Genomic DNA, 22,457 nt, shown 5'->3' with positions numbered 1-22,457 from the left:
TTACCCAACAAACGCAATATATGGTACAACAAAGCGAGATTGTAATGATACAGGGATGCTTTCAGTCGGAACACGCGAAAGGCTTGATCATGAATTTGATAAAAGATAAAATTCAGATAGAGCTAAAAAGTTTCAAAGGGGACACCATCAGCGAAGACTATTTGCAATACGATGAAGAAAGGAGAACTATAGTAGAAGAAGAGCTGAAAAAAGCGCTGGATAAGATCGGCGACAAGAGAGTAAATCTTCATGCTATAATTGTTGTAGAACCATTGCTGGATTAGTATGAACGATATTATCAGGCAATACTTCGCCGGGCGAAAAATTGTTATTGCCACGATGCATGGTAAAGAAGCCATCATTGGCCCTATTCTGAAAAGTGAATTGGGACTAGAGATTGTTGTTCCAGCAAATTTTGACACAGATGCTTATGGAACCTTTAGTGGGGAAATAGAGAGAAATGTAGACCCGGTGGAAGCCGGAAGAATAAAATGTACTGCCGCCTGTGAATTGACCGGAAGCGATCTCGCAATTGCAAGTGAAGGCTCATTTGGACCTCACCCGTCAATGTTTTTTGCTCCCGCAGACGATGAAATACTTGTACTGCTTGATTTGAAAAATAATGTTGAAATTAAGGCCAGGTTAATTAGCACTAATACAAACTTTGGAGGTGACGTCTTTACAGATTGGGATAGTGCTAAAAAATTTGCTGAGGCGTCGCTTTTCCCGTCTCACAGCCTAATCATCCGCAAATCAAAAAACAATAATGAAGATATAGCAAAGGGTATATCCTCATGGAACGATCTTCAGGAAAAATTCGCAAAGTTTTTTGGGAAATATGGAGCTGTATTTATAGAGACTGATATGAGGGCAATGCATAACCCAACCCGACAAAAAGTAATACAGGAGGCTACCAATAAACTAGTTAAAACAATTATAAACACATGCCCGAATTGTTCGTTGCCGGGCTTTGACGTAAAGCTTGTCAGAGCAGGATTGCCCTGTAGCTTATGCACATCACCAACTAGAAGTACTTACTCGTTTGTATACGAGTGTCAGAAATGTGAACATAGAGCCGAGATAAAATACCCTAATGGCAAAGAATCCGAGGAACCTATGTATTGTGATTACTGCAACCCTTGATAGAAAATTCCAGATATGATATTTGAAACTGAAATAGGAACTGATATTTTACGTGCAAAGCAATTGCTGGACAAAGAAGAAATAGTAGCAATTCCTACGGAAACAGTTTATGGCCTCGCAGCCAATGCATTTAGCGAAAAAGCAATCAATAAGGTTTACCATGCGAAAGGCAGGCCGACTACTAACCCACTGATCATACATGTTGCCAGCAAGAATTGGATATATGAAGTAGCAAATGAAATAAACGAAAAAGCAGAGTTGCTTATTGAAAAATTCATGCCCGGCCCGCTAACACTTTTACTTCCCAAAAAGAAGTTTGTTCCGGATATAGTTACATCGGGACTACCTAATGTAGCGATCAGATTTCCCGCCCACCCTGTCGCAAATAAATTATTAGAGCTACTTGACTATCCATTGGCGGCTCCAAGTGCTAACCCTTTCGGCTTTATCAGCCCCACAACTGCAAAACATGTATATAGCCAAATGAGCGGTAAAATTCCCTTTATACTTGACGGAGGAAAATGCACAGCAGGAATAGAATCAACAATAATTGGCTTAAAAAACGAGATGCCTGTGATATACAGGTTGGGATCTATAACTATTTCCGAGATAGAGGATGTTGTGGGGCCGGTAACCATCAATTCAGACACAACGAAAACCTTAGCACCAGGAATGCTTAAAAAACACTACTCGCCACGTACGCCGCTACTGCTAACCCAAAACGTAGAGCAGGCACTGAATATATATGCGGGCAAAAAAATTGGACTCTTAACCTATAACTCTTATAGTCCACAACTTCAGGAACAACATCAGATAGTTTTGGGAAAAACAACTAACATGAGCGTGATTGCCTATAATTTATACTCGGCAATGCATACAATGGACAATGCTGGTTATGACTTAATCATAGTGAACAAGTTGCCAGATGAGGGAATTGGAAAATCAATAAACGATCGGTTAAACCGAGCATCAACCGTATAACATGAAGTCAATAGTTATAAAACAAGCTAACATTGTCAATGAAGGTGAAGTTTTCGTAGCGGATATATTAATCCAAAATGGTATTATACAAGATATAGGCCAACTTGATGGAGCGGTAGATAGTATTGTAATAGACGGTGCAGGTAAATACATTCTACCAGGCTTAATTGATACTCATGTTCATTTCAGGGAACCGGGGCTTACTCATAAAGGAGATATTTACACAGAGGCAAAAGCAGCAGTGGCTGGCGGCATTACTTCTTTCATAGAAATGCCCAACACAATACCAAACACGCTGACTAGTGAACTGATAAAAGAAAAAGAAAGAATTGCATCTGAAAAATCATTGGCCAACTATTCGTTCTATCTAGGCATTAATACCGGGAATTATAATGAGCTGATGAATGTGGACAATGGCACCGTGGGTGCAATAACTGATGACGGACTATATTTTTCAGGAACTGGCAATATGCTGTCCAACAATTCTGATTATATGCAAAAATTATTTGCGTCCACAGATAGTATTATTTCTTTGCATTGTGAAGACGAATCGATAGTTGAGGACAATTTGACGATTGCGCGTGAGCGATATGGCGACAACATACCTATAGAAGAACATTCCCGTATAAGAAGTGAAGATGCTTGCTACCAGGCTACCTTTCGGGTATTGGGGATGGCAATAAAGTTCAACACACGTTTACACGTACTCCATTTATCAACGGCTAAAGAAGCCATGTTATTTAGTAATGATGTGCATATAAGTAAGAAGAGGGTGACCTCTGAGGTATGTATACATCATTTGTGGTTTTGTGATGATGACTATAAAACATTGGGAGTAAATATTAAGTGGAATCCTTCAATAAAAAGGAAGGAGGACAGAAATGAATTGATGCGAGCCCTAAATGATGACAGAATCGACATAGTTAGCACAGATCATGCGCCTCATTCGCAAACAGAAAAACAACAAAATTATATAAGCTCACCTAGCGGCGGACCAATGGTGCAACATGCTCTCGTTGCTATGCTAGAGCTGGTAAAACAAAAGGCAACATCTATAGAGAAAGTAGTGGAAAAGATGTGCCACAACCCGGCAATACTATTTGGCATAGAAAAACGAGGGTTTATACGAAAAGGTTACTACGCAGACTTGGTAATAGTGGACATGAATCAAAAATGGAAAGTTGACAGCGCTAATATTTTGTACAAATGTGGCTGGTCGCCATTTATGGGGTACACTTTCAGCTCTGCAGTTTGTACGACTATTGTAAACGGGCATATCGTGTATCACCAGGAAATCTTTGATGAGTCAATAATGGGAAAGCAACTAACATTTAAGTCATTGAAGCAAAACGCTAAAAAATCGCAAATATGAATTATAACCTATTGATCAACAACCTTACCAATCCTACATTGTTATTTTTCGCCCTCGGTGTATTAGCTTCTCTAGTGAAAAGTGACCTTGAAATACCGGCATCTACTTCGAAATTTATATCCTTATATCTTTTATTTTCAATTGGCTTTAAAGGTGGCCAGGAACTAGCTCATAGCGGTTTAAATAGAGAAATTGTTGTTACATTACTATTGTCGATATCACTTGCCACCGTAGTTCCTTTGTATACTTTCTTTATGCTAAAGAAAAAATTAAGCATAGAAAATGCTGGTGCAATAGCTGCTACATATGGCTCTGTGAGTGCTGTAACTTTCGTAACAGCTACACTGTTCTTAGATAGTTTGAAGGTGAACTATGGAGGACACATGGTTGCTTCAATGGCATTAATGGAAGCACCGGCAATAATAATAGGTGTCATGTTAATGCGAAAATATGGGGCGCACACAGGCAACAATCATAGCATGGGCCGAATAGTTCACGAATCCCTTACCAACGGGTCTGTTTTTATGATCGTTGGTAGTTTAGTAATAGGAATCATTTCAGATGTGAAAGGAGCTGAAGGCATCAAACCATTTACCACAGATATATTTAAAGGCTTTTTGGCCATCTTTCTTTTAGAAATGGGGATGGTAGCTGCCAGACGGTTCTCTGCCTTCAAAAATTACGGCTGGTTTGTAACACTTTTTGCAATAGTAATTCCCATAGTTAACGGTTTAATGTCCATCATAATAACTCACTTTTTAGGTATCCATCCCGGTAATAGGCTGTTATTGGCAATTCTGGCCGCTAGCGCATCTTACATTGCCGTTCCGGCAGCCATGAAGCAAGCAGCTCCGGACGCAGACCCCGGTCTATATATTCCAATGGCATTAGGGCTAACTTTCCCCTTAAATATTACTATTGGCCTGCCATTATATTGGATGGTCATCCAATCGTTTTAATTAATTGCAAAATGATTGTATTACTATCGTCAACCTGCAAAAAAATATTATTCATAAAACTGAATCAATCTTAAATGCTAACTTTGCTTCAGCAAATACTATTACTATTATGGAAGTGCAACTTCAAATAAAGATGAATCACAAGTTATATTTACGGGATCCTGAGACATCAGAATTGGGTAAAGGCATTATAAGGCATGGTATTGAAATGATCTATGAGTTGGGCTTCGAAGATTTCACATTCAAGAAACTTGCTGTAAGGGTAGGCACAACTGAAGCCAGCATTTATAGGTATTTTGAAAATAAACATAGACTACTCACCTACATAACTACATGGTTTTGGACGTGGTTGGAATACCAGCTTGTATTTAGCACCAACAATATAAGCAACAGCAAACAAAAAATTGATGCTGTTATAAAATTACTCACGTCTCAGGAAAAGGACGAATTTGCATTAGAGCATATTAATAAAAATGTGCTGCAAAAGATCATTATATCTGAGGGAGATAAATCTTATCTTACTAAACATGTAACTGAAGATAATAAGGCCATGTTGTTTAAACCATATAAAGATCTATGTCATAGAATAGCGGAAATATTTCTAGAGTATAAGCCCGGATACCCTTATCCTCACTCTTTAGCCAGCACACTAATAGAAACAGCTCACAGACAGATATATTTCAAGGATCACCTGCCACGCCTAACTGATTTTGGAAATGTTAAAGACACTAATATCGTAGTACACTATCTTAGTCACATGATATATAGTATGCTGGACGCCGTAAAAAAGAAGTAATTTTAATAAAGCGTAGCCGAAGCCCAAAGTAGACTAACATATGCTTTTTGCCACTTAGCTTTCAACTCAATTAGTTTTTGTGCAGTCTCCAGCACCTTACTTTGCCGTGCATTAAGCAAGAACAGAGAACTTTCTCCGGTTTCGAATTTTAGCCGTTCGCCCTGGTATAGCTTAATAAAATTAGTGTTTGTGCTGGTCATTATATTGAGTTGCTGCCTTACAGCCAGTAGCTCGTTGTAATAACTTCTTGTCTTGTTTTCAATTTGTAGTCTTGTGTTGTTTCTATCAAGATCCGTCTCAAATATTTTTAGTTTAGCCGCACTGTATGCCCCCCTGGCGTCTCTTAAGAATAATGGCATTGCAAAACTAAAGCCTACTTTATGATTATTTTCCAGTAAAGGCAAATTTAATTCTTGCGGGTAGTTGTAACCTTTACTCAGAATATTTCCACTCAAACTGAGCTTTGGCATCAACGACTGTGCTTTCAACCTCTTATCGATTTCGAGTATGTCCATTTTGTAGTTGATAGACCGCAATTTAGGATGCATGTCTAAAGCAGAAAGCAGTGCATTAAGGTCGGGTATACTAGTAGCGGCTTTATCAAAATCGGTTGTGTCCGGTAAAATCATATCTGACCATTCAGCAGGCGAATTATTTTCCAGCCACAGATAGTTCGACAATTCCATTCCTGCGTTACGGAACGCTAGCTGCATAACACTTTCCTGAAAGGAGAATGTCTGCAGCTGAGTTATCGCCTCTACAGTGTCAATAGCGGGGCGCAGACCCTGCTCAAATTCTAACTTGACGAATCGTACCCTTTCTTCCCCAACAGCTACAGCACTTGAAATTATTCTATAGCTACAGTATTTTTCGACCCAGTTCCAATAAGCGGCAAGTCCATCATACAAAAGGTTATTAACTGCAAGTTTTCTTTCCTCGGCAGTTTGTTGTTGCAACGCCTGTGCCTGCCTGAGCGTTGCCCTGCGTTTATCAAATAACAATTGATTAGCAGGCACCTTCACACCTATATAACTTGTTTGCCCCAAAGTAGATTCCGGAGAAACTCTGCTCCCAACAATTTCTTCTACCCCCGCTTTTAAATCTATTCCGTACCAGGTAGGTATTGTCAGTTCCGGTTTAAAATAACTATAATATAGTTTGCCATCGAATGTCTTTCTGTCAAGCGTAGTGCCTATTTCGGGATCAAACACACCACGAGATTGCTGTACGTTAGCCGTTGCCCGCTCTACTTGCAAATCGGCTTGTTTAGCAATAGGATGGTACTGCTTTACAATATTGATAAAATCGTCTTTGGTTAACACATGATGCGTACTATCGCCGGCCATGCAGGTAACAGAAAGCAAAACAGATACCAAAACAAGCAAATATTTACTTCTTTCCTTTATCATTGCTTTTTTCTTTTGTTTGGTAATATTCAGGAGGGAACCCATTAATATTTCGCCACAATTCATACCAAACGGGTACATCTTTGAGAAGTGCTATGGCAGATGCACCGGTGCCAAGCATTAGCGTCTTTGGCCACGGTCTATAAGATTTATCTTCTCCCACAAGTATCCTGAATTTTCCATTGCTGCTAACAGAGCTTTCAATTACTGCAATTTCACCACTAAAAATACCATAAGAAGCCTTAGGCCAGCCGCTAAATACGATAGCGGGGTATCCGTCGAAAAGGAAGCGCACCTTTTGACCTTTTGATAACAAGGGAAGATCCACAGGTCGTACATAAATTTCAACCGCATGGTCTATTTGTAACGGAACGATCTCTGCTATTTTTTCTCCTTCCTTCAGTATTTCATTCAGTCCCGATTTATTGGCTTGCACTATTTGCCCACTTTGTGGGGCAATTAGGTAGTACATACCGTTCCTTATCCTGTAGTTTTCGTACTGATTACTCAGTTTAGCAACATCTGCTGTGCTATTAGATATTTCACTTTGTGCTGCTGCTTTTTCGCCCTGGGCTTTTGATTTTTTTTCCAGAAACTCCGCCTGAGCCTGAATCAGTTCAGTTTTAGTATTGAAGAATTTCATTTCAGCACTCGTTTTCTTAGCCACAGCACTCTGATAATATTGGTTACGCTGCTCCAGTTGCACAAGAGACGACAAGCCGCTATCCCTCATTATTTTTTGCCGGCGAAATTGCACTTCAGCAATTCTCATATCATTAGCGGCGGATACCGCCTCAAAACTGTCGGCTACCACTTTTAGCGATAATTGCTTCAATTTTAATATCAATACTTGCTGCATCGCTGTTATCTGCGCATCAGTAGCAGCTACCTTATCTCCATAAAAACCTACGCTCGATTTTTTTGCATTGATCTGCTCTTTTGTTCTGTTCAATAGTTCTGGATCAAGGTAATTATCTTTTATTTCTGCAAGCTGGGCTATTGTATCTCCTGCCTGCACTATATCCCCCTCCTTAACGTACCATTTAATAATGCGACCGGGAATGATCGAATTTAATTCCTGCGGGCGTTGCTCCTGCCTCAATGTAGTGATCGCACCTTTCGCTCGTATGTTTTGAGTCCATGGTAAGAAGAGTATGATAATAAGTGATACCAAGGCAGCTATCAACCAGTATCGCACATGATTTTTCACACCAATCCTATAAACAAGATCAAATGACCGAAACTTAGTGTTTGTTACTTCCCGCTCTATAGTTTCTTTTATCTCTCTCATAGATTGTTTGTTTTTATTGATTTAACAGCGCCTTTATCCATCTCGATTATCAAATTGCATTTTTCAGCGAAGGCTGCATCATTTGTGACGACAATAATTGTCTTATCATTCAATTGCTCCAAAATGTGCGTCTGTATTTTCTTAGCATATTGCTCTTCAAGGCCCAACCACGGCTCTTCAAGCAGCAACAACTGTGGGTTATGTATAAGTGCTCTTACAAGCAAAACCTTCTTTACTATTTTATCGGGTAGGTGGTTGCCAATGGGTTTTATTTCAAATTCATAACCCTCTTTATGGCTATTCACAAATTGTTTCAAACCGGTTATTTCAGCCAAATGATTCATCTGCTCATAAGTGATACTATCGTTACCAATGCAAATGTTTTCCTTTATTGTTCCCTGAAATATCTCCTGTATACTCAATAGCACACCAACGTTTGCCCGTATGGAACGAATATCATAGGTGTCAATCGGAATCTTATTGATCAATATACTTCCGTCGAAGTTTTGATAAGCCCCGCTTAACAATCTTATAAGAGTTGATTTGCCTGCACTGTGAGCACCCACTATACATACCTTACTACCCGCAGGTATATTAAACGATAAATTTTTCAATATCAGTCTATCACTACTGTATCCAAAACATACGTCCTTGACCTCGATGGCGAACCCGGCGTTGCCATTTGTTAATTGGTGATTACCCACTTTTTCTTTAGGTTTCTCTAATAATTTGTTGATCTTCTCTACAGAAGTAAGCACATCATATATATTATCAAGGCTAACTATCATTTTTTCCACCGAGCTTATGATCATGAGAATAACTATCTCGGATGCGATAAATTGTCCAACATTTATTTGCTGATCTACAAGTAGAATAGCGCCAACAATCAGCATCGCTGAAATGATCAACAGCTTAAAAACGATTAATGTCCAATATTGAAAAAGCAGTATTTTGAAGTGCGATGTTCTTGATTCGAGGTATCCCGAGACATAATCGTCAGTCTTATTGATATGCAAAGAACTATCTCGTGAGAATTTGAAAGTGGTAATGACTCTTGCAATCTCCTGTAAATACCCCGCAACTTTATATTTGTAGTTACTTTCTTCCAGACTTGTTTGTAAGCCTTTATTTCCGGTTGTTACTAAAATGAGATACAGTACAGCCAGCAGCAGTAATCCGAAAAAAATAAATACCGGATGATAGAACGAGAGCAGCACTAGACCGAAAATTATTTGAATTGACGCGGCTGGAATGTCAAGCAAGATTTTTGATATGCCTTTTTGTAACGATACGGTGTCGAAAAAACGATTGACCAGCTCCGGCAGGTAATAGTTGTCAACATCTTGCAGGTTTAATTTAGGAATTGTATCTGCATATTTGAATGCGTACCTTACAAAGAGTTGTTGTTGTATTTTTTCAATCAACTTCATTTGATTAACCTGAAGCAACCCCGCCACCAAAACACCTATTATCACTAGTGCTATGAGTAATATCATTGACGTGGAAATAGTGCCACCAAGTACAAAACTTATAATTGACTGTATTCCCAACGGTAATGATAATTGCACTACTCCTGCTATTATCGCATAGAAATATATGGATGAAATTTCAGATTTTTCAAATTTTAATACCTCAAGAAGTTTCACTAATGTGCTCATTCGCTTCTCTGCCATATAGTTGTAATTTTAGCAAAGATACATAAATACTGCTTTTTTAGATAGTAATACTATTGTCAAAGTGTTAAAAATGACAAAAAAAGATAGCGATGTATTTTTTAGCTTTATAGATCAATTAAACTTTCGGCCAATTTTGTAGAAATTGCAACATCGCAGGTAAATTCCTTTTAAACTAAATGGGTTAAGGGAAAATACTATTGCCTGTCGGAATGGATTGATGAAGAACAAGACCCGATCCCTGTAAATGAGGGAAAAAATCTGTTAGTGAATATTAACGTTCCAATTCTTCAATAGTTGGCAGTCGAAGTACTATGCAAAATCGCATTTAATGTAATTTTTTAGACTACAAAGAAGGAAATTTAAGACCTTCCAATAGTCAAAAAACTATCTTTGTGATCTCAATTAAACGATGGCCAAGCAAATAAAGAAGCTTAAATTTAAACAGAATGCCTCGCTTCAGATTGAAGTTGTGCCGTTGCACACGTTGATAACGGTAAATAAAGAACATCTTCTAACCCCGCATCGAACAAATTTCTATCATATCTTTCTATTTGAAAATTGTCAGCCAACTCATTTTGTCGATTTTGAACCTATAAGTATAGAACCTTACTCTTTTTTGTTTATCGACAAAGATAGAGTACATCAGTTTGACCAACTGCTGAAATATGAAGGCCGTGTCTTAATTTTTACCGATGACTTTTATTGTATAACAGACAACGATACCAGGTTTTTAAGAAGTAGTATCTTATTCAACGACTTTGCAGGCTCACCAACAATAGTACTTAATAAGGCTAGTTTTGAAAAATATACTAATATTTGTCAAAGCATCACTGAAGAATTAGGTTTGCCAGACGACGACTCAAAGCATACGCTATTAAAGAACTTACTTCAGAACTTTTTGCTTCTTGCAGAAAGGGAAAAACGAAAGCAAGGGTTCTTGGAATTGAAAAAAGGAGCTGATCTGGATTATACGTTGCTGTTTAGGGATTTATTGGAAAATAAATACACTAAATTAAAGAGTGTAAACGACTATTCTAAAATTATTTGTATATCTGAAAAGCGGTTGGGGCAAGCGACTTCGAAGATTTTAGGCAAGTCGCCAAAAGAAATAATAAATGATAGAATCCTATTAGAAGCAAAACGCCTTTTAGTACATTCTAATTTATCTGTTAAAGAAATAGGGCAAGAATTGGGATTTGAAGATCCGGCATATTTTGTTCGTTATTTCAAAAAGAATACAGAAGCCACGCCCGTAGAATTCAAAGAAAGTCACCTCAAAAAGTAGTTGTTCTAAAAGTGCCATACAAAGGCTGATTTGTCCATTGTGCAAAGTTTGAAACCCACTCATCTTTGCATCATAATTAATCACATCAATCGTTTTAAAATGGACAAGAACAGGGACGCTATAACAGCATTTTACAAAAAAGCACTGACCGTAAACACAGAAACAACACCAACGGCTGTATTGACAGAAGTTTTAGCCGATGATTTTATTTCAAGCGGTTCGGTAGAGAGCAAAGGAAAACCTGCATTAATAGGACAAGTTGAATTCTTTTGGAAATTAATTCCGGACCTAAAATGGGAACCGCAAGACATTGCCAATGATGGCAATAAATATGTAGTTCGCAGCTTGGTTAGTGGAACACCCAATGGCGACTTTATGGGAACACCAACAGACGGTACAAAATCATTTAAAATTATGTCGATTGATTTTCACACTGTTATTGATGGCAAATTGACTTCTGTACATCATTTAGAAGATTGGGGAACGGCAATGAAACAATTAAAATCTTAATCCTATGAGCAAACACATTGATATAGTTCCAAAATGGTTGAGAATTGTAGTTGGCATTTTAGCGTTACTAAATATTTTGTTTGGCGTTATGGGCTATTTTGACATGTCTATCCTTTTTAAAGATGGTACCGGACTTGACCTCACTAACGCCATTTTGAAAATCGCAAGTTTTGAATTTGCTGCAAGAAATCTTGCCATTGGTTTAGGCCTTGCTATTGTGGCTGCAAAAGGAGTTCCAGAAAGCATTACCATTGTTACTATCATTAGAGCTTTGATTGAGATTCAAACAATAATTACAATGATGGTAACCGGAAATATTTCAGCAATGATTTTAATGCCATTGGTGTTTTTAGTTGCTGAATTGTTTATCATTAAAACGTTAATAGGTGTAATTCAAAAACGAGACGCAGCAAAATGAAAAAGATCAGGTTAATTTTTCTGTTTCTGTTTTCTGTGGCTTCTATAACCGGATTTTTGCATCGTAGGGCACCGCACAAATATTCTATAATCCAAGTCTCTTCGCAACCTTATAAATTTCAATCAAATCATCCCATATTTGGTTCGACATTTCCCCTGTCGAGCCTACATTTTTAATCAGCTGAAAAGCCCACTAGTATTAGCTTGTGGGCTTTTTTGTTTGTTTAAAAGTAACAGTGAAGTAACAAATATTATGCCCCCTCTTGAACTCTTCAGAGAAAGTTACTACCCACTTACATAGTTCACCTGACTCATAATCAGGGGGTCCTTGGTTCAAACCCGAGTGGGACCACAGAATGAAATCCCTTAGAAAGCAATACTATAAAGCTTTTTAGGGGATTTTTCCTTTTTAGGAGTACTCTGATGAAGAAGGTAGAAATCAGCTTTATTACCCTATTTGTTTTACAAATGTTTTACAAGAAAAACAGGTGCCTTGCTACAAATCCACAAGCATGGCAATTAGTTTTAAACTATTTCTTGACGAAAGAACAGCAAAGGGCAATGGACAATACTCCCTAAAGCTAAGGGTAACGTATAATCGAAAACACAAGGTTGTACCCCTAAACGTTATTTTGCAAAAAGAAGACTGGAACTCTACAACCCAGAAGGTCAAACCATCTCACCCTAATGCCAAATTGATTAACATTAAAGTAAATCAGACTTTGAATGAAATACAAGAGAAGGCATTGAAATATGAAACACTGGAAAAAGTGTACACAGTGGATGACCTATCTTGCACGAACAACCCTAATACCTTAACTACCTTTAACGCATTTGCCGAAAACGAGATTGCCAGCCTTATGAACGCAGGAAGAGTTGGGAATGCAAATGCTTATAGAGATGCATCAAATAAACTGATAAGATTTGCAAGTAATAAGCCTATCAGATTTGAGAACATCGACTACAAATTTCTGGAACAGTTCACTCAATCTATGTTGTCAGACAATATTAAGGTAAATACGGTTGCTATCTACATGAGGGAAATAAGAGCACTTTACAACAAAGCTATTAAGGCAGATATAGTCGAGCAGAAATATTACCCGTTCAGCAAGTATAAAATAAAGACGGAAAAGACTATTTCTAGGGCTTTAACAGCCAAGGAGATGAAAGCTATCGTGAAGCTGGGATTAGAGCCTAATACGCCTATATGGCACAGTAGAAACTATTTTTTGCTCTCTTTCTATCTGATTGGCACCAATTTCTCCGATTTGTTCAAATTAACTTGTAGCAGCCATGTAGATGGGAGAGTAATCTTTAATCGTAGCAAGACCCATAAGGTATATAGTATCAAATTGAACTCTAGTGCAGCAGGTATTTTGAGTATTTATAAAACTAGCCTTGCCAGCCATTATCTTTTACCAGTATTAAGCATTGGTGACAACCCTGATATTGCAAAGAAGAAGGTAAAGCAGGCGATAAAAACAACAAACGAATACCTAAGCAAGATTGCAGAGCAATGCAAAATCGAAAAAGAGGTAACCACCTACTACGCTAGGTACAGTTGGGCTAATATCGCCAAATCATTAGGCTACTCAAAAGATATTATCTCGGAGGCTTTGGGGCATAGTTACGGGCTTGCAGTAACAGGTATCTACTTAGATAACTATGGCAATGAGATAATTGATGCAGCCAATGAAAAAGTAATTGCCGCAGTGATAAAATAGTCCTGCTTAAACTCCATCATTTTCTTACTTTTGAATTCAAACAAAAAATAAGCACATAAGAAAACAACAGCATTTCATATAAGAGTTTGCATTTAGCACAACTGTCTTTGTTCTTGAAAGGTCGAAAATTCAAATCGTACAGAGGAAGTTTAGCAAATGCTCGGGTTATGCCTGGGCGTTGCTTCACTTTGTACGATAGGGCTTCGACCCCCTCAAGAACAAGTGAATGTCAATGTTCAGGTATTTTATTTTAACCCGATAAAAAAATCAAATGAGAAGACTAACGATTATCATTGTTGTGATGCTTACCACTATATCAGGGTATAGCCAAGTGTATAAATTTAGGGCCTTTGAAAGAACAATATATGAGCCGAGCGGCTCAAAAGAGATTACAAAGGTAAGCACACTTATTTCAGTTGATTTTAACGAAAATAAAATAGTAGCTTATATAGGCGATAATGCGATGCATGTGGATATAATTAAGTACCTACAAACTATTGATAAAGCAGAAGGAACAGAAATGAATATGATAGGGGTAGACGATAGCAATGTCAAGGTAAATATCAAATTGATGCTATTTAATGGCACATCTGAGGCGGGAATTATATTTGATTATGAGGGTATTAAGGGAGGTTGGATTTGTTACTCAATGAAGGATACAAGATAGGGGGCGCAGATATCTGCCCCCTTCTTTTTGTAATTCTACATAAAACAAGAATGTAATTGCCAATTTATTAGTAAATTCATAAGGGTAATTATAATAGCCAAAACTTAAATGCAATTATTACAAACATGGAACAGAAAGAAGCAATCAATTATATCAATTTAGACAATCGTTTTAAAGACCTTAATTGCATAGAGCCTTCAACATTTTGCTTTCTCCCTGAAAATATAGAAGATGCAAAATCGATGGATGAATTCATCTACACTGATAATGCACTAGTATTACGGAAATTATTTAAAGCGAATAATTTGCCTGAGGAAAGACTACACGATAATATTAGTAAAACTAGGCAAAGGCGGTCAGCAGATTGGTATGGTCCCACTTTATTTATAGGATACAGTCTATGGACCCAAAATCCTAATATGGTTTCGATAGGCTTAAGCGTAATAGCAAACTATGTTACGGATTTTTTTAAAGGCTCATTTGGGGAAAAGAAAATTAAATTAGAAATAGTCATAGAGACAACGCCAAAGAAAATTTACAAGAAACTCACCTATGAAGGAGATGCCCAAGGATTAAAAAATATAGAAGATTTAATAAAAAAAATGACTAAATGAAATTTCCATTTCCTGAGTTGGTTGAACTTTTAGACGAATATAACAAAACACTTTCGACAGCACAATCAAAGGCGATATTTGTAAGAGGTATAGAATTACAAAAAGCTCAAGTACTTGAGGTTGAAAAGCTTGTTGACAAATTGGAGAAAGCAAAGCTTGAAAGCATAGAATTGCTCAACGAAAAAAAAGCCAATTTCTTACTTAGCCTGATATTTGCAGCGATTGCAATAAAAGAAGAACTGAAGTTAATAATTAGCCTTAAAGAAGATAACACCGATGCTGCTTGGGTTTGCTTGGTTAATGCTCAACAGCTGATAGAAACAGCCGTAAGAATACAGCCGTTCCACGGGCAGAATTTAATGGGGTATGGCAATAAACTACAAGGTTATGAAACGTTACTGTTTCCTAGTATGAAATTCGCTAGCAGGGGGTGCATTGTAGGTATTACTGAATGTTCGATTTGCAATCAAAATTTTGCAGATTGTGACCACCTAAAAGGCTATGCATACATGGGTAAAATATGCAGTGAGATTATCCATGAAATAATTGAAATTGAAGAGATATCTTTAGTTGACAATCCTGCCGATAAGTTGTGTAGAATACTTTCCTTTTCTGGTGAAGAGGGCAAAAAACTGGATATTTTCACTCACAGAGAAATAACAGAAATTAACTAAACAAAAAAGTAAGGGAGAATGTAAAAACACTATCCCTTACTGTTAAGTCGAACAGTTAAGCTAGTTAAGCTATTTAAGATGCCAGTTTATATTGACCCTTCTCTAGTTTAATAATCTTCTTTTCTTCAATGAGTTTTTTGAGATTAGAAGATATTGTTGGTTTCGACATTTCACGGCTATCTGCAAATCTATCTTCGATTAAGGAAAATGGAATAATCTTAGCACCCCTTTCGTCTTGCCCAACGATGAAATCTAACAGCTTTTCCTTATTGGCATCATCCCTACGACCATCAGCTACAGAAAGCAGTTTTATTTCATCCGCTTCACCAGAGATATTAAGCCAAAGGTCATTGTCAATCGTAAAAGTCTTCACTTTATCATTGTCTGTAGCTGCATATCTGAATGCAACATCTTTGATATAACGCTTGCCATCCATTGCTTTGTTTAAACCAATCATGAAATCACACTCTTGGGCAATAACTCTGCTACCTGCAACTACGTCAATGCTCAAAGGTCTGTCATAGAGTTTTGTAGTATGATGTATCACAACAATAGTAGTTTTTGTGTTTTCAGATAGCTCCTTAATTTTACGCATGACCTCTTTTGCTTTATTGCTCTCTTCAATTTGACCAGCATACATATGGGTTAAAGAGTCCAAAAAGACGACGCTAGGGTGCACTTCATATATTGTATCTTCTACAATTTTCCAGTCAGCATCACTAATTAGATAGCGTGGCATCCGTTCATTAATAACAATATAATTTTCCAGCCAATCAGTGCCATGAGCAGATGTCAATTTTGTAATTTGCTTGCTATTCCTTTCGGTTCTGCCAGTGTAAAATTCTTCTAGGGAAATAAATAACACTTTTCTGTTTTCAATATCAATAGGCAACCCCAAGTATTGAGTCTCGCCAGATGCGATACACATGCCTAAGTTCTCACAAAACATGGTTTTACCAGATTTGCTTGGTCCGAAAATAATACCGATAGAATTTTCTTTAATTCCAGAGTATATCATTTTAGGTTTGGGTTCTGATGCGGTGCGTTTTATCATATCGCCTAAACTGGCAGTGTATTTTGAAGCAACCTTATTTTTAGTGAGTTTATTTTTGATTTTTAAAACGGCACTTTTAAAACAATAACCGATAAGGTGGTTAAAGTATTGGTCTTCTTTTTTTAGCAGACTATATTTTAGCCCACCCCAATTAAAAATCATTGATTCTTTCATAATGTTTGTTGTTTAATTTGATAATTAACGTACGGTCTATCTTCTTCGATTTATTGTGGCCAGATAAAATGTTACGGCCAGTGGAATAATTAATTCCTCTTGCACTGCACCACTCTTTTATATTGGAAAACCGTTTGCCAAGTTGGTTATCTATAACCCCAACTGCAAATGTGTGATTTCCTTTCTGATTGGTGTTCAAACCCGTATCGTATGAATGTTGGACATTTAGAGCATGAGTTGTCCACTCAAGATTGGCAGACGTATTATCTGATTTGTCGCCTGATATGTGATTTACTTCAGGTAAATTATCGGGATTAGGTAAAAAAGCCTCTGCAACTAACCGATGTATAAAGCGGGTATAGGTTTTCCCATCTTTACTTAACCTTACTTCTGAATAGCCGTAATTATTACGACGAACTTTTAATGCTTTTGCCTTTAGTAGGCGCTTTTTTTGATTTGGCAATGTAATTATACGTTCAACGCTATCAACACTACCATCATCGCTTATTTTATAGAAACCATTGAACTCAGCAATAGGTTCCCAACGAGTGAACTGCATTTGTATTTCATATTATACTTGATTTTGAAAATTTATGATGCCAATAGGTCTTCATTTCCATTGGGAGTTACGCTCTTCGATAAGAACAAAGCACGGGTGTAACTCGTTACATGCTTTGAAATCATATTGGCACTTTGGACTTTTCATTTTCAGTCCGTAACCTAAACAGCCTTTAACATAATTTTAATATACATAAATCTATAATGCAAAGTTAATCGAATTGACAGTTAATTAAAAGACAAAAATGTTATTTATAACTTGACAGATTAGAATGAAGGAGAAAGAAAGGGTACGTGCCGCAAGCTATTTTCAGGTACTTTTCAGAGAGGCTGATGTAGGAGGATACACGTAGTATATATGTCGTTAAAAGTCGAGTTTTAACCAAACAGTGTTGCTTCTTTCTTTAGATTCTAGCCCCAATCTATTCAAATCCCCCTACACTAGTTTGTGACCCCCATTTTTAAGCTCAAATTAATATCATATTTTTTTTTCGCCAAAAAATTTGACCTGTATAAGAGAAATTGTACCAGTCCTATAACAACCCCAGTCCTTTCATTGGGGATGGGTGTTACCCCGCCATTGTTTCCTTATATTTGCTTACCAAATACCCAGGAAAATGAACCAATTTGAAAAAGTACTATTCCTAGAATTAACCTGCTATCAACTGATAAAAGTGGCTACAGAGCAGGAAGAGTATCTAAAAGCTTATGGGCTGCTGTCAGAAGAAGAAAAAAAAAATCATGCGTTGCTTCATCAACAAATTCACAATGCTTGGTCTTATATCAATAGTCCTTTCTTAAATGGAGTGAACAGACCTCTCGCTGATTCAATATTTGAGTACAATGAACGGGTAGCTGCTATAGATGATAGAATATTGCAATTATGCAAGGATTTTGACATTACCTTGAGTGAAACGGCTACTCCTACATCAGAGAAATTTAAAGGAGCTATAAGAGAGTATTTGGGCCTATAATTTCCTCATCTCACTGTGTTAAGTGCAATCTAAGCACTCATTATATCCGAGGTAAAAAGGTATGGTGTTGCTGTGCCTACTCACTAAAACTACGCCAGATAGCACCGTTGCATAACAGCCATGAAAAATGGCAGTTACTCCACTCCGCACAAAGCCAGCCCTACAGTATCTGTCATAGTTTGCCAACGCTTCACAGCCCACCACTCCAGCCCCCTATGCACCTTTATTAAAGCTATAGCCAACACACAAGGCTATAATAGCATTAATAAATCTGCGGGGCTTCCTCAATTTTCGATGCCACCACGCTTGCCAATCTGCCCTTATTATTATGTCTCCCTGCGGGGCTAAGGCCGTAAAGCGTTCTGCAATAGATTTCATGCAACCTTATAGGCTACACACAAGGCTAAACAATAAGGTTGCATTTCCATCTTTTGCGGGCAGTTGGCATGGCAGCCACCGCACAACCTACACACATAGCCCACCGCCCTTGCTAACCGCACTGGTGGCAGCTTTTACTGACTACAACATAGTTACTTAACAACTTCCGCACTGCCAATGAAGGGCTTTAAACCTGCCATAATAAACCCCATTCAGTGTCATTGCGTGTTACCTCATATAAGTTCACAATTAAATCAATTTTATGGTAAAAGAAATCAATAACATGCACGACGTAATAACCTTCATTGACATAATTGCGAAGGAAGTTAAAGAATTAAACCCTTTTCAGGAATTCACATATGATAGACTGGCAAGGTCATGTAGCATGTACTCTATTGAAGAAGCTGCAATAAGAGGCCAATTAATGGATAGCTGTTTTGATATCTGTAGTAAGCAGAACAAAAATTTTATGTACTTGATGCTGGTTTTGTTTACAGAAGCTAGAAATGGCACTTAAATCGTCTTGATATGCCTGCCAATTAGTCCTCATTTCTGTTTAAATTTGAGAAAATAAACCTAATGCAGGAAAATAAGCGTTTTGATGACGAGAAGTATCAGAGTGCAATAGAAGCACAAGAAAAGCTGATACAAGAAAGAATGAAAAGTGTAAAACAGGGGGACGATGTTGTTCACTTGGTATATATGGGTGAATTTGACGATAACGAACTAACTGAGGTAAATCAACATTTAGTAGGTGCAGGGCTTAGGCTTAGCAGCTACAATAAAAATGGGATTATTACAGCAAATCTCGAACTGTATAAAATCATTTCTCAAATAGTCATTTCTCAACCGTTACTAATTGAAATCCTAAAGGGAGTAGGTCCGAACGCTATTTGGGATGCGATAAAAATTGCAACGGTAATGCTTTGGAGAATATCTATAGGTAAAAGTTTCTTTAAGGTAACTCGAGGAAATGTAGAAAGCAGAGAAATGACGTTTGGAGTTAAAGTAAAGCTAGATGCAAATACAACCTTTGATTTTGAATTAAAGGGTGACGTATCTCAAGAGGTAATTGCAGAGTCACTTGATAAAATGCTCGACTTCATCAAGCAACAACAACCCAAACTCAAACATCAAATAGAAGATTATGTTTATTATGTGCCTGAAACAAAACAATGGATTAAAATTGACGTGATGGAAGCAATCCAAAAGTTGGGCGAGGAAAAAACATCAAAATTTAGACCCTCTAACAGAGAGGCATGACATACTTTTTTAACCAGCAAGCACAATGTTTTACAACTGTTAGACAAACTAAGTACAAATAGGCTGAAAGCATTGGTATTACTGCATTATAAGAGATTTCAGAACTGACTCATAATCAGGGGGTCCTTGGTTCAAACCCGAGTGGGACCACAATCATAAAGTGATTGAATATTAAAGAGTTGTACAGTCGTACAGCTCTTTTTTATGCCCTTTTTAAAATGACTTGCACTAAATGTCGCAATAACAGTTGCATAGGCTGCACTATTGGCTTTTGATAGTATGTTGTAAGCTATCATAGATTGAAGGTCCAGAATGACCTTGTAAAGAGTCCCAAATGAGTTTGTGAGTAGGACGTGAATGGTGCATCAACCCAGCTGAGCATTAGCGGATTTGACCTCCTGATAGGGGTTATTTATTACACGCAATCCTCGTATCTTTAATAGGCAAATTCTCTCCTATGCTATCAGATGTCCTACTACAAAACAAAAATGAGTGTATTTGGTATATTAACCACATGCGAATCATAATTAACAAGGAAAATAATCGAATATTTTTTAGGAATGACAGAGAGATTGAGGTGTGCGAACGTTCTATTCGCGATTTTAAAGACCTTTTGAAAGAAACTGAAAATTTGGTTATACGATTAACGTACTTGTCTTTTTCTGTTTCAGAGTTAAACATTATAGCAAACTATATTAATAGGAATAAATCCAAAATGCAATCATTGGATGGAAAGACATTGGTTACTTCTTATAATATGGATACATTCAAAGATTTCCATTTTAAAAAAATTGAGAAAATGGGAGAATTAGTCGATTTGTTGATTGATTACAATAATATTATATATGATTTCGAATTGAAAAAAACTGATTCATTTTATAGGCAGTTGAGACTAAGAAAAATATCTCTTATAGATGACTTGAGCTCAGGAAACCAAAATATTCTGACACAACCGTCATTTTCAACTTCGCCCTCTACATCTGCAATTAAAGAAAAAGAAGAGCCCATCTTTTTAAAAAATGAAACAGAATATCCAATTTATTATGCTATATATAAAGACAGGCATGCTAAGATTAAAATTGGTTCTGGAATTTTTTTGAAGCGTAGCGCAAATAGTTTTGATCTTGGTTATCGACATTTAAATATTATTTTCTTTCCGAGCGGATTTGAATATCCCAAAGGCGGTTTTGGAACTTTAAAAAGTGGATTTAGATTCAAGTTCGTGCTAAACCATTCCAAAAGCAAAATAATATTACTTGACGACAAATAATAACTGATACCATGTAGGAGAAATAAATTTGTCTGGTGCACTATTGACTGGAAGCGCCGGAGACTATCACAATCCTGGCAAGAGAGGTATAACTGTTTCTAACGGATGGTTGTATGTCGATCTCGGAGAGCTTGCATCCTGTGACACATTGAACGCTACCGAATTAAAATCGATAGCAGATCGATTTGAAAATAGGTAGTGAGTATGGAATCAGAAAGGAGTCTACTATGGGCTCTTTTCTGCTTTTATCATAGTAGAAGAAACCTGACCACTATCTTGCGCTAACTTAATATCTTGTAGTTGTGCTGTTATAATTGATTGTAGTTAAAATTGACCCTACAGACAGCTTCTAATGGCGTCGTAGTAAGGTTGACATGGTGTGTCAATCCAGCTAAGCTATAGGCCCAAACTTTTAATTGAGAATATTGGCAAAACCTCATATATTGGCATCAAACTTTAGCTTGTGCCGCATCTGTTTTTAAAGAAAGACCACTTTAATGAAAATACTGGCTTCCAAACTCGTAACGCCATTCTGACTCTAACACCGTATGCCCCAAAGGTGCTTATGATAGGCACATACAATGATGGAGGTAATGCGAATAATCAGGCAGACTTCTTCTATGGCAGGAATTACTTTTGGCCAATTTTCGAAAACTTCTCGCAAAACAATAGAGCATTATCACAGAGAAGATTTGCCGCGAACCAGCAAGGTATTGCTAATGCAAATCCACCAACACTTCAAAGGATTCTTATTTTATGCAGTCAGTTTAAACTGACCTTTGCCGATTTGATTCAGGACGTTTTGATACCACTGCCGAACCATGATGACACGTATCTTAATCAAGCTGTGGGCGCAGGGCAAACTACAAACAATCATGAAAATATTGCCAAATTTATCAATGACACGCCTTCGATAGAGGATGTTTATCTGACCACAGCATTACAAGGTTATCCACATTTAAATGGCTTATGGGAGTATATCGTTCAACATTCGCGAGGCAATGTGACTTTCAGAAAGATTTTAACACCATCAGGTCGAGGTAATATACCTGCAATTCCAAATCAAGTTAGTGCAGTACAGAAAATTGCACGATATTGGGTTTGGGTAAATGACCCAGCGTCACCGAATGGTGTTGTTATGAACGCTACCTTTCATCAAATGAATCACGAATGGCTTATCCAGTCTGGCGTTAATCCTATGATATACTAAATCCAAATATAATGTTCATAGTTTAAGTTCGATCGTTAATGCATAAAGGCTGACGCCTGAT

The 22,457-nt window shown here is 37.4% G+C and carries 23 protein-coding genes; 18 read left to right on the top strand and 5 right to left on the bottom strand.

All coding sequences use genetic code 11. From position 1 onward, the window contains the following. Positions 1–20 precede the first annotated feature (20 nt). The 6 genes from CJD36_RS21460 to CJD36_RS21435 all read left to right on the top strand — a co-directional run bounded on the left by CJD36_RS21460 (position 21) and on the right by CJD36_RS21435 (position 5,251). On the top strand, positions 21–284 hold the full coding sequence (locus tag CJD36_RS21460; protein WP_105041269.1) for a hypothetical protein: 264 nt from the start codon (positions 21–23) through the stop codon (positions 282–284). Position 285: 1 nt separating this feature from the next. Next, positions 286–1,143, top strand: coding sequence for a DUF6671 family protein (locus CJD36_RS21455; RefSeq protein WP_105041268.1), 858 nt, complete (start codon positions 286–288; stop codon positions 1,141–1,143). A 15-nt stretch (positions 1,144–1,158) separates the two neighbouring features. Further along, on the top strand, positions 1,159–2,124 hold the full coding sequence (locus CJD36_RS21450) for an L-threonylcarbamoyladenylate synthase (protein ID WP_105041267.1): 966 nt from the start codon (positions 1,159–1,161) through the stop codon (positions 2,122–2,124). Between the two features lies 1 nt (position 2,125). Next, a complete protein-coding gene (locus CJD36_RS21445; protein WP_105041266.1) occupies positions 2,126–3,496 on the top strand; it encodes a dihydroorotase in 1,371 nt (456 codons plus the stop codon). An 11-nt stretch (positions 3,497–3,507) separates the two neighbouring features. Beyond that, positions 3,508–4,455, top strand: a complete 948-nt coding sequence (locus CJD36_RS21440) for a sodium-dependent bicarbonate transport family permease (RefSeq protein WP_205685676.1) — start codon at positions 3,508–3,510, stop codon at positions 4,453–4,455. A gap of 133 nt (positions 4,456–4,588) precedes the next feature. Further along, the gene (locus CJD36_RS21435; protein ID WP_205685675.1) at positions 4,589–5,251 is read left to right on the top strand and encodes a TetR/AcrR family transcriptional regulator; all 663 of its coding nucleotides are present in this window, start codon (positions 4,589–4,591) and stop codon (positions 5,249–5,251) included. Positions 5,252–5,253: 2 nt separating this feature from the next. Here CJD36_RS21435 and CJD36_RS21430 read toward each other — a convergent pair whose 3' ends face one another. Genes CJD36_RS21430 through CJD36_RS21420 form a run of 3 tightly spaced genes read right to left on the bottom strand, consistent with a single transcriptional unit; the run spans position 5,254 to position 9,621 of the window. Next, positions 5,254–6,660 (bottom strand): TolC family protein, encoded by a 1,407-nt coding sequence (locus CJD36_RS21430; RefSeq protein WP_161499414.1) that lies wholly within the window; start codon positions 6,658–6,660, stop codon positions 5,254–5,256. After that, positions 6,641–7,948, bottom strand: a complete 1,308-nt coding sequence (locus CJD36_RS21425; protein ID WP_105041262.1) for an HlyD family secretion protein — start codon at positions 7,946–7,948, stop codon at positions 6,641–6,643. Before CJD36_RS21425 ends, CJD36_RS21430 begins: the two co-directional genes overlap by 20 nt. Continuing rightward, the gene (locus tag CJD36_RS21420; RefSeq protein ID WP_105041261.1) at positions 7,945–9,621 is read right to left on the bottom strand and encodes a peptidase domain-containing ABC transporter; all 1,677 of its coding nucleotides are present in this window, start codon (positions 9,619–9,621) and stop codon (positions 7,945–7,947) included. The genes CJD36_RS21425 and CJD36_RS21420 overlap by 4 nt, the downstream gene beginning before the upstream one ends. A 412-nt stretch (positions 9,622–10,033) precedes the next feature. Here CJD36_RS21420 and CJD36_RS21415 point away from each other — a divergent pair, with 412 nt between their 5' ends. The 7 genes from CJD36_RS21415 to CJD36_RS21385 all read left to right on the top strand — a co-directional run bounded on the left by CJD36_RS21415 (position 10,034) and on the right by CJD36_RS21385 (position 15,515). After that, positions 10,034–10,909: a helix-turn-helix domain-containing protein gene (locus tag CJD36_RS21415; RefSeq protein ID WP_105041260.1), complete on the top strand. Its 876-nt coding sequence runs from the start codon at positions 10,034–10,036 to the stop codon at positions 10,907–10,909. A gap of 99 nt (positions 10,910–11,008) precedes the next feature. Beyond that, the gene (locus tag CJD36_RS21410; protein ID WP_105041259.1) at positions 11,009–11,419 is read left to right on the top strand and encodes an ester cyclase; all 411 of its coding nucleotides are present in this window, start codon (positions 11,009–11,011) and stop codon (positions 11,417–11,419) included. Between the two features lie 4 nt (positions 11,420–11,423). Then, positions 11,424–11,837, top strand: coding sequence for a hypothetical protein (locus tag CJD36_RS21405; protein WP_105041258.1), 414 nt, complete (start codon positions 11,424–11,426; stop codon positions 11,835–11,837). A gap of 511 nt (positions 11,838–12,348) precedes the next feature. Further along, the gene (locus CJD36_RS21400; RefSeq protein WP_105041257.1) at positions 12,349–13,560 is read left to right on the top strand and encodes a site-specific integrase; all 1,212 of its coding nucleotides are present in this window, start codon (positions 12,349–12,351) and stop codon (positions 13,558–13,560) included. Between the two features lie 271 nt (positions 13,561–13,831). After that, a complete protein-coding gene (locus CJD36_RS21395; RefSeq protein WP_133162751.1) occupies positions 13,832–14,227 on the top strand; it encodes a hypothetical protein in 396 nt (131 codons plus the stop codon). 125 nt (positions 14,228–14,352) lie between these two features. Beyond that, on the top strand, positions 14,353–14,841 hold the full coding sequence (locus CJD36_RS21390) for a hypothetical protein (RefSeq protein WP_105041255.1): 489 nt from the start codon (positions 14,353–14,355) through the stop codon (positions 14,839–14,841). Beyond that, the gene (locus CJD36_RS21385) at positions 14,838–15,515 is read left to right on the top strand and encodes a hypothetical protein (protein ID WP_105041254.1); all 678 of its coding nucleotides are present in this window, start codon (positions 14,838–14,840) and stop codon (positions 15,513–15,515) included. Before CJD36_RS21390 ends, CJD36_RS21385 begins: the two co-directional genes overlap by 4 nt. Positions 15,516–15,588: 73 nt before the next feature. Here CJD36_RS21385 and CJD36_RS21380 read toward each other — a convergent pair whose 3' ends face one another. Together CJD36_RS21380 and CJD36_RS21375 are read right to left on the bottom strand one after the other, a co-directional pair. Further along, a complete protein-coding gene (locus CJD36_RS21380; RefSeq protein ID WP_105041253.1) occupies positions 15,589–16,743 on the bottom strand; it encodes an AAA family ATPase in 1,155 nt (384 codons plus the stop codon). Beyond that, a complete protein-coding gene (locus CJD36_RS21375; RefSeq protein WP_105041252.1) occupies positions 16,721–17,302 on the bottom strand; it encodes an NUMOD4 domain-containing protein in 582 nt (193 codons plus the stop codon). Before CJD36_RS21375 ends, CJD36_RS21380 begins: the two co-directional genes overlap by 23 nt. 616 nt (positions 17,303–17,918) lie before the next feature. Here CJD36_RS21375 and CJD36_RS21370 point away from each other — a divergent pair. The 5 genes from CJD36_RS21370 (at position 17,919) to CJD36_RS21345 (ending at position 22,396) form a co-directional block, all read left to right on the top strand. Next, positions 17,919–18,275 carry a hypothetical protein gene (locus CJD36_RS21370; protein ID WP_105041251.1) on the top strand — a complete coding sequence of 119 codons (357 nt, stop codon included), beginning with the start codon at positions 17,919–17,921 and terminating at the stop codon, positions 18,273–18,275. Positions 18,276–18,915: 640 nt separating this feature from the next. Next, positions 18,916–19,170: a hypothetical protein gene (locus CJD36_RS21360; RefSeq protein WP_105041249.1), complete on the top strand. Its 255-nt coding sequence runs from the start codon at positions 18,916–18,918 to the stop codon at positions 19,168–19,170. 62 nt (positions 19,171–19,232) lie between these two features. After that, on the top strand, positions 19,233–19,916 hold the full coding sequence (locus CJD36_RS21355) for a hypothetical protein (protein ID WP_105041248.1): 684 nt from the start codon (positions 19,233–19,235) through the stop codon (positions 19,914–19,916). A gap of 457 nt (positions 19,917–20,373) precedes the next feature. Next, positions 20,374–21,186 (top strand): hypothetical protein, encoded by an 813-nt coding sequence (locus CJD36_RS23095; protein ID WP_105041247.1) that lies wholly within the window; start codon positions 20,374–20,376, stop codon positions 21,184–21,186. 463 nt (positions 21,187–21,649) lie between these two features. Then, positions 21,650–22,396 (top strand): hypothetical protein, encoded by a 747-nt coding sequence (locus CJD36_RS21345; RefSeq protein ID WP_105041246.1) that lies wholly within the window; start codon positions 21,650–21,652, stop codon positions 22,394–22,396. The last annotated feature ends 61 nt before the right edge of the window (positions 22,397–22,457 follow it).

This window comes from Flavipsychrobacter stenotrophus (assembly GCF_002954265.1).
Taxonomy (GTDB): domain Bacteria; phylum Bacteroidota; class Bacteroidia; order Chitinophagales; family Chitinophagaceae; genus Flavipsychrobacter; species Flavipsychrobacter stenotrophus.
The sequence above is the reverse complement of the archived record's forward strand: the minus strand, read 5'-3'. Positions and strand labels throughout refer to the sequence as shown.

Coding starts and splice junctions, on each gene's coding strand:
- CJD36_RS21460 (WP_105041269.1), top strand. CDS start 21: ATGGTACAACAAAGCGAGATTGTAATGATACAGGGATGCTTTCAGTCG.
- CJD36_RS21455 (WP_105041268.1), top strand. CDS start 286: ATGAACGATATTATCAGGCAATACTTCGCCGGGCGAAAAATTGTTATT.
- CJD36_RS21450 (WP_105041267.1), top strand. CDS start 1,159: ATGATATTTGAAACTGAAATAGGAACTGATATTTTACGTGCAAAGCAA.
- CJD36_RS21445 (WP_105041266.1), top strand. CDS start 2,126: ATGAAGTCAATAGTTATAAAACAAGCTAACATTGTCAATGAAGGTGAA.
- CJD36_RS21435 (WP_205685675.1), top strand. CDS start 4,589: ATGAATCACAAGTTATATTTACGGGATCCTGAGACATCAGAATTGGGT.
- CJD36_RS21430 (WP_161499414.1), bottom strand. CDS start 6,660: ATGATAAAGGAAAGAAGTAAATATTTGCTTGTTTTGGTATCTGTTTTG.
- CJD36_RS21425 (WP_105041262.1), bottom strand. CDS start 7,948: ATGAGAGAGATAAAAGAAACTATAGAGCGGGAAGTAACAAACACTAAG.
- CJD36_RS21420 (WP_105041261.1), bottom strand. CDS start 9,621: ATGGCAGAGAAGCGAATGAGCACATTAGTGAAACTTCTTGAGGTATTA.
- CJD36_RS21415 (WP_105041260.1), top strand. CDS start 10,034: ATGGCCAAGCAAATAAAGAAGCTTAAATTTAAACAGAATGCCTCGCTT.
- CJD36_RS21410 (WP_105041259.1), top strand. CDS start 11,009: ATGGACAAGAACAGGGACGCTATAACAGCATTTTACAAAAAAGCACTG.
- CJD36_RS21405 (WP_105041258.1), top strand. CDS start 11,424: ATGAGCAAACACATTGATATAGTTCCAAAATGGTTGAGAATTGTAGTT.
- CJD36_RS21400 (WP_105041257.1), top strand. CDS start 12,349: ATGGCAATTAGTTTTAAACTATTTCTTGACGAAAGAACAGCAAAGGGC.
- CJD36_RS21395 (WP_133162751.1), top strand. CDS start 13,832: ATGAGAAGACTAACGATTATCATTGTTGTGATGCTTACCACTATATCA.
- CJD36_RS21390 (WP_105041255.1), top strand. CDS start 14,353: ATGGAACAGAAAGAAGCAATCAATTATATCAATTTAGACAATCGTTTT.
- CJD36_RS21385 (WP_105041254.1), top strand. CDS start 14,838: ATGAAATTTCCATTTCCTGAGTTGGTTGAACTTTTAGACGAATATAAC.
- CJD36_RS21380 (WP_105041253.1), bottom strand. CDS start 16,743: ATGAAAGAATCAATGATTTTTAATTGGGGTGGGCTAAAATATAGTCTG.
- CJD36_RS21375 (WP_105041252.1), bottom strand. CDS start 17,302: ATGCAGTTCACTCGTTGGGAACCTATTGCTGAGTTCAATGGTTTCTAT.
- CJD36_RS21370 (WP_105041251.1), top strand. CDS start 17,919: ATGAACCAATTTGAAAAAGTACTATTCCTAGAATTAACCTGCTATCAA.
- CJD36_RS21360 (WP_105041249.1), top strand. CDS start 18,916: ATGGTAAAAGAAATCAATAACATGCACGACGTAATAACCTTCATTGAC.
- CJD36_RS21355 (WP_105041248.1), top strand. CDS start 19,233: ATGCAGGAAAATAAGCGTTTTGATGACGAGAAGTATCAGAGTGCAATA.
- CJD36_RS23095 (WP_105041247.1), top strand. CDS start 20,374: ATGCTATCAGATGTCCTACTACAAAACAAAAATGAGTGTATTTGGTAT.